Genomic DNA, 16,874 nt, shown 5'->3' on the forward strand with positions numbered 1-16,874 from the left:
ATGGAACGACAGCGGAGAACGGCATGGATCGACGCGACGTCTTGAAAGCCCTGGGGCTGTTCGGCACCGCCCTGCTACCGGCGGCGCCGGCCCTGGCCCGGGCCCTGGAGGCCCCCGGCGTGGGCCGCGAAGGCCGGGGCGAACCGTTCAGTTACGCCGGCCTCAAGGGCATGGCCCGGCACTTCGCCGGGCGCCCCTGGCGGGACCCGGCGAAAACCCTGCCCAAGGCAATCCGCGACCTGACCTGGGACCAGTACCAGGCACTGCGCTACCGGCCCGACCACGCCCTCTGGGCGGACCGCCCGGACGCCGACTTCCGCTTTCAGTTCTTCCACCTGGGCCTGCATTTCAAGACGCCGGTGAAGATCCACGAGATCGTCGACGGCGAGGCCCGGTCGATCCCCTACCGCACCGATCTGTTCGACTTCAGCGACAGTGACGTGGACCCGGCGGACCTGCCCGAGGGGCTCGGTTTCGCCGGCTTCCGCCTGCTCCACCACAGTGACTGGGAACGTGACGTGGCGGCTTTCCTGGGCGCCAGCTACTTCCGCGCCACCAGCGCCTCGCGCCAGTTCGGCCTGTCCGCACGGGGCCTGGCGGTGAACACCGCCCTGCCGGAACCGGAGGAGTTTCCGGAATTCACCCATTTCTGGTTCGAGCATCTGCCCAACCCGGACCAGGTGCGGGTGTATGCCTTCCTGGATTCTCCCAGTGTCACCGGCGCCTACCGGTTCACCATCGCCCGGGAAAAAGGCGACCTGATCATGGACGTGGACGCGGCACTGTACCCGCGCCGGGCCATCGAACGCCTCGGCGTGGCACCGCTGACCAGCATGTACCAGGTGGGTGAGAACAGCCGCCGGGTAGCCTGGGATTGGCGCCCGGAGATCCACGATTCCGACGGCCTTGGCATGCACACCGGCGGCGGCGAATGGCTCTGGCGCCCCCTGGTGAACCCGCCCCAACTGCGTTTTAACAGTTACAGCGATGACAACCCGCGCGGCTTCGGCCTGCTGCAACGCGACCAGGACTTCGATCATTATCAGGACGACGGCGTGTTCTACGAACGGCGCCCGAGTCTGTGGGTGGAACCCCGGGGCGATTGGGGCAAGGGCGCGGTGCAGTTGGTGGAGATCCCCACCCTGGACGAGACCTTCGACAATATCGTGGCGTTCTGGCGCCCGGAAGAGCCGGTGCAAGCGGGACGGGAATATCTGTTCGGCTACCGGCTGTCCTGGACCGGCCGGCCACCCCGCCCGCCCCTGGCCCGCTGCGTGGCCACCCGCACCGGCCTGGGCGGCGTAGTGGGACAACCCCGGGAGCACTTCAGCTGGCGCTTCGTGGTGGACTTCCGCGGCGGGCCGATCTCCGCCGGCGAACTGCCCGGCATGGGCGAGGTGGAGCCGGTGATCGACAGTAGCGCGGGCCGGGTGGAAATCACCTCGGCGCGGCCGCTGCACGAGATCGACGGCTACCGGGCCATGTTCGACCTGGTGCCGCCGGACGACGATCTCACGCCGATCAACCTGCGCCTGTTTCTCAAGCGCAAGAGCGACGGCGCGCCGCTCACCGAGACCTGGATTTACCAGTGGTCACCGCCGCCCATGGAGGAGCGCGATTTGCGCAACCCGGGGCACCTGTAACCGAAACGAAAGTACGTCGCGCCCTGAGCCGCTTAGCAGTGATCCTCGACGCCACCGGCTCTACGAAGCCGCCCCTCAACCCACCCTGGTTCATCGTTGTTCGCACCCGGAACGGTTCCGCCACCTCGAAGCGGAGCTGTGTGGGTGCCTTCCGGGACCGATTTAAAGCGCGATGAACCTTACATCTTGGCGCGAAGGGCTTCCTTGGCCGCTTCGTATTCGCGGGTCAGGCGCGCCACGTGCTCGGCGGCGGGCAGGATGTCGTCGACCACGCCGATGCCCTGGCCGCAGCCCCAGATGTCCTTCCAGGCCTTGGTCTTGCTGCCGCCGCCGGAGCCGAAGTTCATCTTCGAAGGATCGCTCTCCGGCAGATTCGCCGGGTCCATGCCGGCGTTGACGATGGACGGCGCCAGGTAGTTGCCGTGCACCCCGGTGAACAGGTTGCTGTAAACAATATCCGAAGCGCTGCTGTCCACGATCATCCGCTTGTAACCCTCCACCGCGTTGGCTTCCTTGGAGGCGATGAACATGGAGCCGATGTAGGCCAGATCCGCGCCCATCGCCTGGGCAGCGAGAATGGAAGCGCCATTGGCGATGGAACCGGACAGAGCGATTGGCCCCTCGAACCACTGGCGCAGTTCCTGGATCAAGGCGAACGGCGACAGCTGGCCGGCGTGACCGCCCGCCCCGGCGGCCACGGCGATCAAGCCGTCGGCGCCCTTCTCGATGGCCTTGCGGCCAAAGCGGTCGTTGATCACATCGTGCATGACCATGCCACCCCAACCGTGCACCGCCTTGTTGAGGTCTTCCCGGGCGCCCAGGGAAGTGATCACCATGGGCACCTTGTACTTCTCGCACAGGGCCAGGTCTTCTTCCAGGCGGTCATTGGTCTTGTGCACGATCTGGTTGACGGCGAACGGCGCGGACGGGGTATCCGGGTTGTCCCGGTCCCAGGCGGCCAGTTCCTCGGTGATGCGGTGCAGCCATTCGTCCAGCTGCGACACCGGCCGCGCGTTCAGCGACGGGAAGGAACCGACGATGCCGGCCTTGCACTGGGCGATCACCAGGTCCGGATTGGAAATAATGAACAGTGGGGAGGCGATCACCGGCAAACGCAGCCGGTCCGCCAAATGCGCGGGTAAAGCCATGTCGGACTCTCTCCAAGGGCAAATGGGTCCAATAATTTACGGCGTATACTTTATGCCGGGATCGCCATTGCCGACAACCCCGAAAACGCCACGGCGGTGACCTTTGCGATCAACTGACTGGTGATTCTGGCCAGTCGCGATCACCATCATCCCAGTAGGGCGGCAACACCCCCATGCCGGCGAACAGGGTGCGCATGGTGGTCTGGCGCAAAAAATCCACATCCATGTCAGGCCCCAGGGCTCCGCTTTGCTCCAGCACCACGGTGCCATGCATGGTGGCCCAGAACATATAACCGATCAGCTTGGCGTCACCGCGCACCAGGCCGGCGTCGATCATCTCCTGCACGTAACCGGCCATGCCCTCATTGGCTCGGGCATGGGCCTTGACCAGCTCGGGATAACGGTCCTCGTCGTCCTGGGTGTGCTCGAACAGCAATTGGTAGGTGTCCGGGAAGCGGCGCGCGAAATCCAGGTAGGCGGCGCCCGCCGCCCGGGCCTTGGCGCGGGCATCGCCGGCGGCGCGCACCGCCTGTTCCAGGTTCTCGGCGAACTGATTGAAGGCGGCGGCGCGCACCAGCGCCAGGATTTCGTCCTTATCGCGAAAATAACGGTATGGGGTCATCGGGCTGACACCCATTTCCGCGGCGATCTGGCGCATCGTCACGTTATCCGGCCCGCGCTCCAGAAACAGCCGGGTGGCGGCGTCACGAACCCGCTCGCGAAAAGCCGCCACCTCCTGTTCCGATTTCGGCTTCTTGGCCAAGGCGTGCTCCGTGAAGGGGTCAGCCGCGCCCGATAAAGGGCATGCGGGTGGCCATGATCGTCATGAACTGCACATTGGCGTCCAACGGCAGGGCCGCCATATGCACCACCGCCTCGGCCACATGGCTCACGTCCATGCGGTCCTCGACCAGAATCTCGCCATTGGCCTGGGGAATACCGCGCTTCATGGGCTCGGTCATCTCGGTGGCGGCGTTGCCAATATCGATCTGCCCGCAGGCGATCCGGTAGCGGCGACCGTCCAGGGAAGTGGCTTTGGTGAGGCCGGTCATGGCGTGCTTGGTGGCGGTGTAGGGCGCCGAATTGGGACGCGGTGATTGCGCGGAGATCGAGCCATTGTTGATGATGCGCCCGCCCATGGGGTCCTGGGCCTTCATGATGCGGAAGGCCTCCTGGGTGCAGTAGAAAGCACCGGACAGGTTGGTGTTCACCACCCGCTGCCACTGCGCCGGGGTCAACTCTTCCAGGGGCACCGGCGGTGCGCCGGTGCCGGCATTATTAAACAGCAGATCGAGCCTGCCCCAGGCGTCGACGGTGCGCTGGAACAGTGCTTTCACCTGCTCAGGATCACCCACGTCGGTGGCCACCGCCAGGGCCTGGTCGGCGTCCAGCCCGGCGTCCGCCAGGGTGCGCGCCAGGCGCTCGGCGTCACGGCCAGCGAAGGCCACCCGATAGCCGGCCCCCACCAGTGCCAGAGCGCAGGCCTTGCCAATGCCGGTGCCGGCACCGGTGACGATGGCCACCTTGCGCGCGGCGGGGTTCGATTCACTCATGACGAAATCCTTGTTGTTGTCGCGTCAGGCCAGCAGGTCGGCGAAGCTGTAGTAGTCCAGCGGTTCACCGGCGGCCTGGCCGTGCCCCACCGGCGCCACCGCCAGACCGTCCGCCCATACCGCCGAGCTGAGCATGCCGGAGCTCTGGTTGGGATGCTTCTCCAGCACCGCGCCACCGTCGCGCGCCACGCGGCGCACGCGCAGGTATTCCTGGCGCGGGCCCGGTTTGACGGCGAAGTCCGCCGGCAGCCGGTAAGGTGCCGGCAGCACCGGCCCGGCGCCCAGACAGCGCCGCAGATAGGGCAACACCAGCATCAGGTAACAGACCAGCACCGCCGAGGGGTTACCCGGCAGGCCGAAGAAGGGCACGCCGGCGTCGCCCAGGCGACCGAAGGTAAACGGCTTGCCGGGCTTGATCGCGAGGCGCCAGAAATCCAGATCGCCACGTTCCTCGAGCACCGCCCGCAGGTGGTCCTCCTCGCCCACGGAAACGCCACCGCTGGCCATCACCAGATCCGGCGGATCGGCCAGCAACTGGTCCAGGGCCTCCCGGGTGCGCCCGCGATCATCCGGCAGCCACAGGGCGGTAACGTCCGGAAAGCCGCTGTCCGCCAGCAGGCTTTCCATCAGCGGGCCATTGCTGTTGTAGATCTTGCCCGGCGCCGGTGGCGCGCCGGCGGGCAGCAGCTCATCGCCGCTGCTCAGCACCACCACCCGGGGCCGGCGCACCGCCAGCTCCGACGCACCCACGGACGCGGCCAGGCCGATGACCCGGGCGGAAACCCGGGTGCCGGCGACCAGCACGGTGTCCCCTTCGCGGGCATCCTGGCCGGCGGGGCGGATGTTCTGGCCAGGTTGGGCCCGCGCCGCCGGTGGCGGCGTCACCGTGCCCTCGCCGAACTCGCAGTCTTCCTGCATCAGCACGGTATCGGCGCCGGCGGGTACCGGAGCGCCGGTGAAGATACGCGCCGCGCCGCCGGGGGCCAACTCACCGGGGGGATCACCGGCGGGCACCCGCAGGGTCACCGGCAGCGTCACCGAGCCATCTCCCAGGTCGGCGTGGCGCACGGCGATGCCATCCACCGCCGAATTGTCGTGGGGCGGCACCGTGACCCGGGCGGCCACCGGCTCCGCCAGCCAGCCGCCGCGAGCCTCGGCCAACGGCAGGCGTGCCACCCGACCCAGAGGACGGGCGCTGTCCAGCAGCCTGGCACGGGCTTCATCCACCGGCATCAAAGACATGATCAGACCTCGCGACGTACCAGGCCCGCGAAATTGCAGGGCCGGGTGCGACTGTCCAGTTGGTTGGCGATGATCTTGTCCCAACCGGTGGCGCAAGCGTTGTTGGAGCCGGGCAGGCAAAAGATCAGGGTGCGATTGGCAACCCCCGCCAGGCAGCGGGACTGGATGGTGGACGGGCCGATCTCGTCCAGGCTGACCTGGCGGAACAGTTCACCAAAGCCCAGCACTTCCTTGTCGAACAGCACGCCGAGCGCCTCCGGGGTGCTGTCCCGACCGGAAAACCCGGTGCCACCGGTGACCAGCACCACCTGCACCGCCGGGTCGGCGATCCAGGCGGAGACGACCCGGCGCAGTTGGTAAATATCGTCACGCACCAGGTCCCGGGCCACCACCTCGTGGCCGGCCTGACGGGCGCGGTCGGCGAGCAGATCGCCGGAGGTGTCGTTGTCCGGGGTGCGGGTGTCACTGACGGTGAGCACCGCCAGCGCCAGGGGCTGGAAGTCGGTGTCGTGATGAGCCATGGCGGTTTCCTCCTTTGCGGACCCGCGATGTTACCAGCGCCGTGGTCCGGCGGCATCCACGGCCCATCGTACCCGCCGGAACAGCACCGCTTGACCGCTGCCGACATCCCCTGGTCGAGGGGCACCGGCCCGATTACCTTGCCGGTATATACAGCCTGTTTATCGGAGTACGCCATGACATCCATGGAAGAAGCCCGGGCCCGCGCGGCCCTGCTGCCGCGCATGCCCCAGCGCGAACTGAGCCATATTCCCGGCGACTATGGCTGGCCGCTCCTGGGCCAGACCCTGGCCTTTCTGCGTGACTACCAGGGCCTGGTGCGCGAGCAGGCGGACCGTTACGGGCCGGTGCACAAGGGCAGCGTCATGTTCCAGCGTGGCGTCACCTTGCTGGGGCCCGAGGCCAACGAGTTCGTGCTGCGCGACAAGGAGCATGTGTTTTCCAGCCGCGCCGCCTGGAACCCGTTGCTGGAGCGGCTGTTCACCGACGGCCTGATGCTGCGCGATTTCGCTGACCACAAGTTCCACCGCCGCATCATGCAGCAGGCGTTCAAGAAGCCGGCCCTGGCCAGCTACCTGGAGCGCATGAATCCGCGCATCCGCGAGGGCGTGGCCGACTGGCCGGTGGGCGAGACCTTCACCTTCTTCGACCACATCAAGAGCCTGCTGCTGGACGTGGGCGCGCAAATCTTCCTGGGCCTGGACATGGGGCCCCGGGCGGAACGGGTGAACCAATCCTTCATCGACGCGGCGGACGCCTCCCTGGCGGTGCTGCGGGTGCCGATCCCGGGCACGCTGTGGTACCGGGGCCTGCGTGGCCGGCGTTTCCTGGAGGAGTTTATCGCCGGGTCGATCGCCGAGAAGCGCCGTTCTCGGTCCCCGGACTTCTTCAGCGAGCTGTGCAAGGCGGCGGAGGAGGAAGGCGGCCTCACCGATCAGGACGTGGCCAACCATATGATCTTTCTGTTGTTCGCCGCCCATGACACCACCACCAGCACGCTGTGTTCGCTGATCTATCTGCTCTGCCAGAACCCGGAATGGCAGCAGCGGCTGGCGGCGGAGATGGACCGGGTGGCGAAGGACATGGCCGGCGACCAGCCGGGCTACGAGGATCTGGAGAAGATGGTGGAGACCGGCTGGGTGTTCCGCGAGACCTTGCGGCTGCGACCGGCACTCACCACCTTCCCGCGCCGCACCGCCGAGGACGTGGAATTCCAGGGCTACCGGATTCCGCGTAATACGCTGGTGAACCTGTCGCCGCTGTTTACTCATTACATGCCCGAGTACTGGAGTGATCCGGAGCGCTTTGATCCGGAGCGCTTCAGCGACGCCCGGGCGGAGCACAAGCGCCACCATTTCCAGTGGATTCCGTTTGGCGGTGGCCACCATAAGTGCCTGGGGCTGAACTTCGCGGAGATCCAGACCAAGACCTTTCTGTTCCATTTCCTGCGCCGTTATCGGGTGGCGGTACGGGAGGGGTATGAGATGCCGGTGCAGTTGGTGCCGTTGGCGATGCCCAAGGATGGCTTGCCGGTGGAGATCGCCCGGCGTTGATTCTCCAGCGGGGGCGAGAAGGGCCGTGCCGGGGCCGGCCGGGACACGCGGCAAGTACATCCCTGTAGCTCGTTTCCGGCGTCCCTGCCTCCAACGGTCCCGGCCGGCCCCGGCACGGCCCTTCTCTCTCATGGAAAACATCACCGCCGAGTTGTTTGAGGTGGGGGGTGGCGGGGGTAGACTGTGGCCTTTTACGGTGACGGTATCGGGTTGGTTATGTCCGCCTTTTTCGTGAAGATTCTGCTGTCCCTGGCGGTGGTGCTGGGGGCGTTCGGGTTGTCGTCGTTGTTGCGCGGCGACGACTTGCCGTCGGACCGGAAACACTGCCGCTGACGCGGAGGCCCGCCATGAAGCCTGTTCTGACCACCCTGTGCCTGCTCACCCTGAGCAATGTGTTCATGACCTTCGCCTGGTACGGCCACCTGAAGAACATGGCCCACAAGCCCTGGATCGTGGCCGCGCTGGTGAGCTGGGGCATCGCCCTGTTCGAGTACCTGCTGCAGGTGCCCGCCAACCGTATCGGCCACCAGGTGCTCACGGTGGGTCAGCTCAAGATCACCCAGGAGGTGGTTACCCTGGCGGTGTTCGTGCCTTTTTCCCTGTTTTACCTGAAGGAGAAACTGAGCTGGGACTACCTGTGGGCGGGGCTCTGCCTGATGGGGGCGGTGTTCTTTCTGTTTCGCGGGCGCCTGATGGGTTAGGCCGGGCCTGCTATGATGGCCGGCGACATCCAAGGAGGAATGACCATGCGCATGTTGTTGATCGTGCTGGGCGGCGCTCTGGCGCTGGCCGGCTGCCAGAGTGGGCGCACCGCTCACCCGCTGCCGGAGGCCTGCTTCCAGGAACCGGACGCCGGCCAGTGCCGCGCGGCGGTGCCACGCTACTATTACAACGCGGAAACCGACCGCTGCGAGGAATTCACCTGGGGCGGCTGCGAGGGCAGCGTACCGTTCGAGACAATGGATAGCTGCATGGCAAGCTGTTACGCCCCGGCACCAAACCTGCAAGGGAAAGAAATGCCGTGAACGAGCAGAGCCGGCAATTGCTCAGGGTGGTCTATGCCCTGCTGCTGATCGGCTTGCTCACCGGTGGGGTAACCGCCCTGGTGGGGGCGGTGATCGCCCACCTGAACGCGCCGGAGGCGGGGGAGCCGGAACGCTCCCACTACCGCTTCCAGTACCGCACCTTCTGGATCGGCCTGCTTTATTACCTGATCGCCGGCATCACCACCCTGGCGCTGATCGGCTGGCTGCTGCTGGTGGTGATCGGCGTGTGGTGGCTGGTGCGCTGCATCCGCGGGCTACGCAGTCTGGGCCGGGGGCAGCCGCCGGCGAACCTGACCAGCTGGGGCTTCTGATCCGCCCCGTTATCGGATCAGTGTCATAAAATCGTTACCGGCCCCGCTCACACTGGCGGGTCCGCCAATCGGGAGACCAACATGGCTTTATTGCGTTCGTTCGTTTTGCTTCTGGGTTCGGCTCTGCTGCTGGCCGCCTGCGCCCGCAGTCCCGTGGTGCAGCTCTATGATGGCGCCCAGAAACCGGACGCCCAGGTTCTGACGGTGCGCGTGCCGTCCGACCTGGAGGTGTTCACCATCAATGGCCGTGAAATCGACGGCGTGAACACCTTCTTCAGCAGCGGCTACAAAGACCTCAAACTGACCCCCGGTCGCTACGAGATCGTTGCCTTCTACAAGCGCCTCTGGGATCTCGATCCGGACAATCACGAGGTGATGAAATCCGACCCCGCGAAGTTCGTGGTGGACGGTCAGGGCGGTGAGTTCTACCGGCTCGGCTTCAAGCGGCCGGAAGGCCCGGAGCAGGCCCGTGAGCTGGCCGACGACTTCTCCGGCTGGGTGGAGAACATGCAGACCGGCGAGAAGACTCCCTCCGAGGACAGTGGCCTGGTACTCAACCGTGGCCTGCTGGCGCCCATCACCGGCACCAATGTGGAAAGCGCCGCCTCCGCCAGCGTCGCGCCCCAGGGCGGTGGCGGCACCGATCAGCCGGTGCGCGCGCGGCCCCGCAAAGCCACCACCGTGGCACCGGAAAGCGAGCAGCCACAAGCCGCCGCCCCGGCTCCCGCCGCCGCGCAAGGCGCCCAGAGCGGCGGTTACCTGGACACCCTGAAAGCCCAGTGGAATCAGGCCACCCCGGAGGAACGCCGCCAGTTCCTGCAGTGGCTGTCCCGGTAAGAAGACGGCTGCAAGAACGGCTGCAGGAGCGACTTCAGTCGCGATCATCGACGCTTGGTATCGCGACTGAAGCGGAACGCCGCACAGTCGTTCCTACCGTTCTCCCTGCAGGGTGGCGACCACCCGCCGGCCACCGGCGTGGTCGCGGTGCTCGCACAGATAGATGCCCTGCCAGGTGCCCAACGCCGGGGCACCATCGCGAATCGGCACCGTCAGGCTCTCGCCGATCAGCACCGTCTTGATGTGCGCCGGCATGTCATCGGGCCCTTCCAGGGTGTGCTCATAATGGGGCGCGCGCTCCGGCACCATGACGTTGAAGTGCCGCTCCAGATCCCCGCGCACGTCCGGGTCCGCGTTCTCGTTGATGGCCAGGGACGCGGAGGTGTGCTGGATGAACAGATGCAGCAGGCCGACGCGCAGCTCGGCGATCTCCGGCATCTCCTCCAGCACCTCCCCGGTGACTAGATGGAAGCCCCGGGACCGGGGCGCCAGCCGTAGAATCCGTTGTTGCCACATACCTCGAACCTCCCCGCTCAGCCGTTCACCACGTTGATCGGCCGGCCCGCCTTCCAGGCGCGCAGGTTGGCGACCACGCCATCCAGCAACCGCTGGCGGGACTCGGTGCTGACCCAGGCACTGTGCGGCGTGATGATCAGGTTGGGCAGGTCATCGGCCAGCAGCGGGTGATCCGCCGGCGGCGGCTCCTGGCTGAGCACGTCCAGGGCGGCGCCGCCCAGGTGGCCGGAGCGCAACGCCTCGGCCAGGGCCGGCTCGTCCACCAGGCCGCCCCGGGCGGTGTTGATCAGCCCGGCACCCGCCTTCATGGCGGCCAGGAAATCCCGGTTCACCAGCTTGTCGGTGTGCTCGGTCAGCGGGCAATGCAGGCTGATCAGATCGGCTTCCGCCAGCAGTTGTTCCAGGGGCACCCGGGCCGGGTCCGGCACCGCGTCCGGGCGCATCGAACGGGCCACCAGCACGCGCATGCCAAACGCCTTGGCCAGTTCTTCCACGCGACCACCCAGGGCGCCATGGCCGATCAGCCCCAGGGTCTTGCCGCTGAGATCAAACACCGGGTAATCCATGCGGCAGAACATGGTGGAACGCGGCCACGCCTGGCGGGCGTCACGGTCGTACTGGTGCCAGCGGGTGGCCAGCCCCAGTGCCAGCGCCAGGGTGTGCTGGGCCACGGTTTCGGTGCCGTAACCGCTGACGTTGCAGACCACCACGCCGCGCCGGCGGGCGGCGTCCAGGTCCACGTTGTTGGTGCCGGTGGCGGAGATGCCAATCAGCTTGAGATCCGGCGCCGCCGCCAGGGCCTCCTCGTCGATCACCACCTTGTTGGTGATCGCCACGGTGGCGCCATGCAAACGGTTTTTTACATCGTCAGGGCCGGTTTGCTCGTAGTATGTCCAGTGCGGCAGCTCGTTCTCCAGGGCGGAGAAATCCAGCTCCGAGGGCTTGAGGGTCTGACTGTCGAGAATGACACCTTTCATGAAACACTATCGCCGTTGGTTGGGACCGGGAGGTCTTCCATGCTACCGGATTTGCTGCGGCAAATGGGCTTCGAAACGCCCCGCCGCGACATCGACAAACCCGTGATCGGCGTGAGCGCCTGCCTGATGGGCGAGCCGGTGCGCCATGATGGCGATCACCGCCGGCATGCGCTGGTCCATGACCAGCTGGCGGCGCTGGTGCGGGTAACGCCGGTATGTCCGGAAGTGAGCATTGGCCTGCCGGTGCCGCGACCACCGATCCAGGTGGTGGAGTTAAACAACCAACGCCGGGTGCGCGGCGTGGCCGACCCCGACCAGGATTTTACCGAGGCCCTGAGCGAGCAGGCCGGGCGGCTGCCCGGGCCGCTCAGCGGTTTCGTACTGAAAAGCCGCTCGCCGAGTTGCGGACTGGGGACCACGCCGGTGCACGATGCCCGGGGCTCCGCCCGGGGACTGGGTGATGGCGCCTTCGCCAACGCCCTGGCGGCCCGCCACCCGCGCCTGCCGATGGCCAACGACTGTGATCTCGATGATCCCCTGTTCGCCCGAGCCTTCGTGTTGCGGGTGTTCTGCCATCATCACTGGCGCGCTGGCGGTAACGCCGCCCTGAGGATGCTGCGCCACCGCAGTGCCACCCTGGGCGAGCCGCTGCTGTCCGGTACCCGTCGTTTTCTGGACCGGCTGGCCCGGGCCACGCCCTGAGTTCCGTTCAGAGCAGCGCCGCGACCACGGCGGTGATGGCGCCGAACAGAATCGACAGGCCCACCAGGGTGGCCCAGGGAAACGGCTTTTTCTCCTCGCGCCCCAGGTCACGCATCAGTTCCTTGCGCAGCAGCCGGGTATTACGGGTGTTGGCCTTGTAGATAGCGTCGAACGCATCGCCCACCACCGGCACCAGACCGCCCAGGAAATCGATCAGCATGTTGCCCACCATGCGCCTTTGAGTGGCGCCGCTGGCGCCGGCGCGCCGCGCTTCCACCAGCACGTACCCGGCCAGTACCAGCCCGGCAAGATCGCCGATGCCGGGAATCAGACCGATGATCGCTTCCGCGCCCAGCTCGAAGCGGGTGAATGGAATCCGGAGGCTGGAATCGGTGAAGCGGCTGAACCGGTCGAGCCGTTTCAGCACCGCTTCCTGGCGGGCTTTGCGTTGTTCATCCATGGTGTGATTCCCCGGTGGGTTATTCCAGATAGGTGTAGCCGGCCAGGCCGTCACGGATCTCGCCCAGGAATCGCTGGCGCTCGTCGTCGCGAAGCTGGGACTGATGGCAGCGCTCTTCCAGGGTGCCGAGCAACCGTTCCGGATCGAAGTTCACGTAACGCAGAACCGAACTGACGGTGTCGCCTTGAATGGCATGGGTCAGCTCGATGCCCCCCTGGTCGTTGAGGTTCACGTCCACGGAATCCGTGTCGCCGAACAGGTTATGCATGTCGCCGAGAATTTCCTGGTAGGCACCGACCATGAAGATCGCCAGGTGGCCGTTGAGGGTTTCCGGCAGCGGCAGGCTGGCCTCCACGCCCTCGCCGTCCACGTACTGATCAATACGGCCGTCGGAATCACAGGTGATGTCCTGCAGCACGCCGCGACGGCTGGCGGGCTGGTCCAGGCCGGACAGCGGCAGCACCGGGAACACCTGATCGATGCCCCACACATCCGGCACCGACTGGAACACGGAGAAATTGACGAACAGTTTGTCGGCGAGCAGCTCGTTGAGGCGATCGAGCAGTTCGCGCTGCTGACGGCGACGCGGATCGAGTCGCCCGCGCAGCGCCAGCAGGCCATTCATGTAAAGCTGCTCACCGACGGCGCGGCCACGGATATCCAGCTCGCCATTGAGATAGCGCCGGTGCAGGTCCTGCCAGGCGCCCAGCAGCTCCGGATGAATCTCCAGCAAATTGACGCCGCCGCCTTCCAGCAGACGGTTCAACCGCCACAGCTCGTGCAGCTCCACGCAATCGTCATCGCCGGGCGCCGCCACCGACACCGGCGCCTGGCGTTCCTCGTCGGTGATATTGAGCAGCAGCACCGCGTGGTGAGCGGTGAGCGCGCGCCCGGATTCGGAGATCAGATGCGGCTCGGGCAGACCGTGGCGCGCGCATTGTTCGGACAGCGTCTGAACGATGTGCCAGGCATAGTCCGCCAGGTTGTAGTTCATGGAGCAGTAGGAACGCGAGTGGGTACCTTCGTAATCCACCCCCAGACCGCCGCCCACGTCCACCGTGTCCAAAGCCGCGCCCAGGCCGCGCAGCTCGGTGTAATAGCGGGCAGCCTCACGCATGCCCGCCTTGATGTCCTGGATGTTGGCGATCTGCGAGCCGAGATGGAAGTGCAGCATGCGCAGGCAATCCAGCTTGCCGGCCCGGCGACAGTGCTCCACCGCCTCGATCAGTTGTGGCGCGCTCAGGCCAAACTTGGATTTCTCGCCGCCGGTGTTCTGCCAGTTGCCCTTGCCGATGCTCATCAGCCGCACGCGCAGGCCGATGCGCGGCGCCACTTCCAGGGCCGCCGCCTCGCTCAGCAGCATGGGCAGCTCGGACAGTTTCTCCACCACGATCTGCACCTGCAGCCCAAGCTTCTCGCCCATCAACGCCAGGCGCAGGTACTCGCGGTCCTTGTAACCATTGCAAACCACGGTGTCGCCCGGGTTGGACAGTGCCAGTACCGCCAGCAACTCGGGCTTGGAGCCGGCCTCCAGGCCAATGCGCTCACCTTCATCCCGGGCGCGCAGGATCTCGTGCACCACCCGGCGCTGCTGGTTTACCTTGATCGGGTAGACCGGGGTGTAATGCCCCCCGTAACCCTGGGCCTGGATGGCGTCGCGGAAGGCTCCGGAGAGGCGCCGTACCCGGTCGCGCAGAATGCCTGAGAAACGGGCCAGCACCGGAGTACGCAGGCCGGCGGCGCGGCACGCCGCCAGTACCGCTTCCAGGGTGGCCTCACCGCCGACCTCGCCTTTCGGCCGCACCCGCAGGTGGCCATCCGCGCCGATCCGGAAATAGCCATCGCCCCAGCGATCCACGTTATAGATGGCATCGAACGGGGTGGGCGTGTCGGTCATGGTCGCTTCCTTCAAGGGCGGCGGTGGTATTGGCGGTGTTGTTGCGGGCATTATGCCTGCACGCACGGTGGCAAATCATCCATGCCACCGTACAATGCCGACCCTGTTTCCCTTCACGCTGTGGATTCCCGTTATGGCTACCCAAGACGACAACTGGTTCATCGAGCATTTCGACTCCGCCGGCACCGCCTTCGGCCTGCGTCTCAAGCGCAAGCTCGAAGAGGCGAAGACGCCCTACCAGCACATCGAGATGTGGGACACCGAGACCTTCGGCTACCTGATGACCATCGACGGGGCCACCATGCTCACCACCCGGGACAACTTTCTCTACCACGAGATGATGGCTCACCCGGCCCTGTTCAGCCACGCCGGCGCCACCAGCGTGCTGATCATCGGTGGCGGTGATTGCGGCACCCTGCGCGAGGTATTGCGCCACGACGGCGTGGCCAAGGCGATCCAGATCGACATCGACGAACAGGTGACCCGCTTCTCCGAGAAATATTTCCCGGAGCTGTGCGAGTCCAATGACGACCCGCGCGCCGAGCTGCGCTTCGAGGACGGCGTCAAGTTCATGCAGGAGTGCGAGGAAGGCCGCTTCGACGTGATCATCGTCGATTCCACCGACCCGGTGGGCCCGGCGGAGGGGCTGTTCAAGGCGGAGTTCTTCCAGCACTGCCATCGTGCCCTGGCCGAGGGCGGCGTGCTGGTGCAGCAATCCGAATCACCGCTGCTGCACAGCGACACCATCATCCGCGACCTGCACGCCAACATGCGCGAGGCCGGCTTCAGCCACACCCGCACCCTGCCGTTCCCGCAACCGGTCTACCCCAGCGGCTGGTGGAGCTGCACCCTGGCGGGCAAGAACCATGACGTGGGCGGGTTCCGCCAGAGCGACGCCACCGGCAAGGGCTTCGCCACCAAGTATTACAGCGCCGACATCCACAAGGCGGCGCTGGTTCTACCACCGTTCATGCAGGATGCCCTGTCGGATCTCGACTGAGGTGGAAAGATATCGCGGCTGAAGCCGCTCCCGCCGCGTTCCGGTGGCGTTCGTGCCAAAACCCACGGTAGGAGCGGCTCACACCGGCTCGCCGTTCAGATGCGCTTCGACGAAATCCAGCCGGTCCTGGCCGAAATACATTTCCTCCTCCACGAAGAAGGTGGGCGCGCCGAACACGCCGCGCGTCACCGCCTCCTCGGTGGTGGCCTTAAGCGCCTCCTTCACCTCGACGTCCTGGGCCCGGGCCGCCCAGTACTCCGCGTCCAGGCCGGCCTCGGCCAGGGTCGCCGCCAGTGCCGCCGGGTCGGCCAGATCCCGCTCGCGGCGCCACATCCCCTCGAACAGGGCGCTCAGCATGCCGTCCCGGTGTTCCGTGTCGAGCGCCGCCGTGGCCAGCCGCATGCTCATCAGCGTATTGACCGGAAAGTGCGGATTCATGGTCAGGGTGACGCCGTAGCGGCGCGCGAAGCGCTGCATGTCATGGTGTGTATAACGGCCCTTGGCCGGTACCGCCGCCGGCGACGCGTTGCCCGTGGCCTTGAAAACACCGCCCAGCAGCATCGGCCGGTAGCGGATCACGGCGCCGGTGCGCTCGGCGAGCGCCGGCAGTTGCGTCCAGGCCAGGTAGGAGGCGGGGCTGCCCACGTCGAAGAAGAATTCCAGGGTCTCGGTCATGATCGGGCCTCGTATCGGCGGGGTCAGAAGGTTTCCATCCAGGGCCGCAGATCCAGCTCATGGGTCCAGGCGTCCCGGGGCTGGCAATGCAGCATCCAGTACTGGTCGGCGATGTGTTCCGGATCAAGGATGCCGTCGCGGTCCTTGAGGGCGTAGCGGTCGGGAAAGTTGTCGCGGATAAAAGCGGTGTCGATGGCGCCGTCGATCACCGGATGGGCCACATGAATGCCTTCCGGCCCCAGCTCCCGGGCCAGGCTCTGGGCCAGCGCCCGCAACGCGAACTTGGCGCCGGCGAAGGCGCTGAAACCGGCGCCGCCGCGCAGGGAAGCGGTGGCCCCGGTGAAAATCAGCGTTCCCTTTTGCCGGGGCACCATCACCCGGGCCGCCTCCCGACCGGCCAGAAAGCCGGCGAAGGCGGCCATCTCCCAAACCTTGCGGTAGACCCGGGCGGTGGTATCGCGGATGGGAAAATTCACGTTGGCGCCAATATTGAACACCACCGCCTCCAGGGGCCCCACCTCCTCTTCCACGGTATCGAACAGGGTTACCATCGCCTGCTCGTCCCGGGCATCGCACCCGAAGGCCCGGGCGCGCCCGCCGTCGCTCTCGATCCGCTCCACCAACGGCCTCAGCGCCGCCTCGCGGCGACGGGTGACACAGGCGGTGTAGCCCTCCCGGGCAAAGCGGCGGGCAATGGCGCCACCGGTGGCATCACCGGCACCGATCACCAGCATGGCGGCCTGGCTCATGGTGTTGTCCTCACGGTTGTTTTGGCACCGGATAGTGGGTTCTTTT

The 16,874-nt window shown here is 66.4% G+C and carries 19 protein-coding genes; 8 read left to right on the forward strand and 11 right to left on the reverse strand.

Going from position 1 to position 16,874, the window contains the following annotated elements; genetic code table 11:
* Positions 1 to 23 precede the first annotated feature (23 nt).
* Positions 24 to 1,643 carry a glucan biosynthesis protein gene (locus JF515_RS10050; protein ID WP_203103775.1) on the forward strand — a complete coding sequence of 540 codons (1,620 nt, stop codon included), beginning with the start codon at positions 24 to 26 and terminating at the stop codon, positions 1,641 to 1,643.
* A 179-nt stretch (positions 1,644 to 1,822) separates the two neighbouring features.
* On the opposite strand, the gene JF515_RS10055 is transcribed toward JF515_RS10050, so the two are convergent.
* The 5 genes from JF515_RS10055 to moaB all read right to left on the reverse strand — a co-directional run bounded on the left by JF515_RS10055 (position 1,823) and on the right by moaB (position 6,107).
* Positions 1,823 to 2,791: an NAD(P)H-dependent flavin oxidoreductase gene (locus tag JF515_RS10055; protein ID WP_203103777.1), complete on the reverse strand. Its 969-nt coding sequence runs from the start codon at positions 2,789 to 2,791 to the stop codon at positions 1,823 to 1,825.
* A 109-nt stretch (positions 2,792 to 2,900) separates the two neighbouring features.
* On the reverse strand, positions 2,901 to 3,554 hold the full coding sequence (locus tag JF515_RS10060; RefSeq protein ID WP_203103779.1) for a TetR/AcrR family transcriptional regulator: 654 nt from the start codon (positions 3,552 to 3,554) through the stop codon (positions 2,901 to 2,903).
* A 19-nt stretch (positions 3,555 to 3,573) separates the two neighbouring features.
* Positions 3,574 to 4,344: an SDR family oxidoreductase gene (locus tag JF515_RS10065; protein WP_203103781.1), complete on the reverse strand. Its 771-nt coding sequence runs from the start codon at positions 4,342 to 4,344 to the stop codon at positions 3,574 to 3,576.
* A gap of 24 nt (positions 4,345 to 4,368) precedes the next feature.
* Positions 4,369 to 5,586, reverse strand: coding sequence for a gephyrin-like molybdotransferase Glp (gene glp, locus JF515_RS10070; RefSeq protein ID WP_203103783.1), 1,218 nt, complete (start codon positions 5,584 to 5,586; stop codon positions 4,369 to 4,371).
* A 2-nt stretch (positions 5,587 to 5,588) separates the two neighbouring features.
* A complete protein-coding gene (gene moaB, locus JF515_RS10075; RefSeq protein WP_203103785.1) occupies positions 5,589 to 6,107 on the reverse strand; it encodes a molybdenum cofactor biosynthesis protein B in 519 nt (172 codons plus the stop codon).
* Between the two features lie 174 nt (positions 6,108 to 6,281).
* On the opposite strand from moaB, the gene JF515_RS10080 reads away from it, so the two are divergent.
* The 5 genes from JF515_RS10080 (at position 6,282) to JF515_RS10100 (ending at position 9,852) form a co-directional block, all read left to right on the forward strand.
* Complete coding sequence (locus JF515_RS10080) at positions 6,282 to 7,658, forward strand: cytochrome P450 (RefSeq protein ID WP_203103787.1); 1,377 nt, start codon at positions 6,282 to 6,284, stop codon at positions 7,656 to 7,658.
* Positions 7,659 to 8,005: 347 nt separating this feature from the next.
* The gene (locus JF515_RS10085; RefSeq protein ID WP_203103789.1) at positions 8,006 to 8,359 is read left to right on the forward strand and encodes a DMT family protein; all 354 of its coding nucleotides are present in this window, start codon (positions 8,006 to 8,008) and stop codon (positions 8,357 to 8,359) included.
* A 45-nt stretch (positions 8,360 to 8,404) separates the two neighbouring features.
* A complete protein-coding gene (locus tag JF515_RS10090) occupies positions 8,405 to 8,683 on the forward strand; it encodes a BPTI/Kunitz domain-containing protein (protein ID WP_202552878.1) in 279 nt (92 codons plus the stop codon).
* Positions 8,680 to 9,015 carry a hypothetical protein gene (locus JF515_RS10095; protein ID WP_203103791.1) on the forward strand — a complete coding sequence of 112 codons (336 nt, stop codon included), beginning with the start codon at positions 8,680 to 8,682 and terminating at the stop codon, positions 9,013 to 9,015. Before JF515_RS10090 ends, JF515_RS10095 begins: the two co-directional genes overlap by 4 nt.
* A gap of 81 nt (positions 9,016 to 9,096) precedes the next feature.
* Complete coding sequence (locus JF515_RS10100) at positions 9,097 to 9,852, forward strand: DUF2057 domain-containing protein (RefSeq protein WP_203103793.1); 756 nt, start codon at positions 9,097 to 9,099, stop codon at positions 9,850 to 9,852.
* Positions 9,853 to 9,945: 93 nt separating this feature from the next.
* Here JF515_RS10100 and JF515_RS10105 read toward each other — a convergent pair whose 3' ends face one another.
* Positions 9,946 to 10,368: a secondary thiamine-phosphate synthase enzyme YjbQ gene (locus JF515_RS10105; protein ID WP_203103795.1), complete on the reverse strand. Its 423-nt coding sequence runs from the start codon at positions 10,366 to 10,368 to the stop codon at positions 9,946 to 9,948.
* Between the two features lie 17 nt (positions 10,369 to 10,385).
* The gene (locus JF515_RS10110; RefSeq protein WP_203103797.1) at positions 10,386 to 11,345 is read right to left on the reverse strand and encodes a D-2-hydroxyacid dehydrogenase; all 960 of its coding nucleotides are present in this window, start codon (positions 11,343 to 11,345) and stop codon (positions 10,386 to 10,388) included.
* 39 nt (positions 11,346 to 11,384) lie between these two features.
* On the opposite strand from JF515_RS10110, the gene JF515_RS10115 reads away from it, so the two are divergent.
* The gene (locus tag JF515_RS10115) at positions 11,385 to 12,047 is read left to right on the forward strand and encodes a DUF523 domain-containing protein (RefSeq protein WP_203103799.1); all 663 of its coding nucleotides are present in this window, start codon (positions 11,385 to 11,387) and stop codon (positions 12,045 to 12,047) included.
* 7 nt (positions 12,048 to 12,054) lie between these two features.
* On the opposite strand, the gene JF515_RS10120 is transcribed toward JF515_RS10115, so the two are convergent.
* Both JF515_RS10120 and speA read right to left on the reverse strand, forming a co-directional pair.
* Positions 12,055 to 12,507 (reverse strand): DUF4112 domain-containing protein, encoded by a 453-nt coding sequence (locus JF515_RS10120; RefSeq protein WP_203103801.1) that lies wholly within the window; start codon positions 12,505 to 12,507, stop codon positions 12,055 to 12,057.
* A 19-nt stretch (positions 12,508 to 12,526) separates the two neighbouring features.
* Positions 12,527 to 14,404 (reverse strand): biosynthetic arginine decarboxylase, encoded by a 1,878-nt coding sequence (gene speA / locus JF515_RS10125; protein ID WP_203103803.1) that lies wholly within the window; start codon positions 14,402 to 14,404, stop codon positions 12,527 to 12,529.
* A 133-nt stretch (positions 14,405 to 14,537) separates the two neighbouring features.
* Here speA and speE point away from each other — a divergent pair, with 133 nt between their 5' ends.
* Complete coding sequence (gene speE / locus JF515_RS10130) at positions 14,538 to 15,404, forward strand: polyamine aminopropyltransferase (protein ID WP_203103805.1); 867 nt, start codon at positions 14,538 to 14,540, stop codon at positions 15,402 to 15,404.
* 78 nt (positions 15,405 to 15,482) lie between these two features.
* On the opposite strand, the gene JF515_RS10135 is transcribed toward speE, so the two are convergent.
* Both JF515_RS10135 and JF515_RS10140 read right to left on the reverse strand, forming a co-directional pair.
* Entirely contained in the window at positions 15,483 to 16,079 is a 597-nt protein-coding gene (locus tag JF515_RS10135) for a 2-hydroxychromene-2-carboxylate isomerase (RefSeq protein WP_203103807.1), read from the reverse strand.
* Between the two features lie 23 nt (positions 16,080 to 16,102).
* A complete protein-coding gene (locus JF515_RS10140) occupies positions 16,103 to 16,828 on the reverse strand; it encodes an SDR family oxidoreductase (protein ID WP_203103809.1) in 726 nt (241 codons plus the stop codon).
* Positions 16,829 to 16,874 lie beyond the last annotated feature (46 nt).

The organism is Alloalcanivorax marinus, from assembly GCF_016785095.1.
Taxonomy (GTDB): Bacteria; Pseudomonadota; Gammaproteobacteria; order Pseudomonadales; family Alcanivoracaceae; genus Alloalcanivorax; species Alloalcanivorax marinus_A.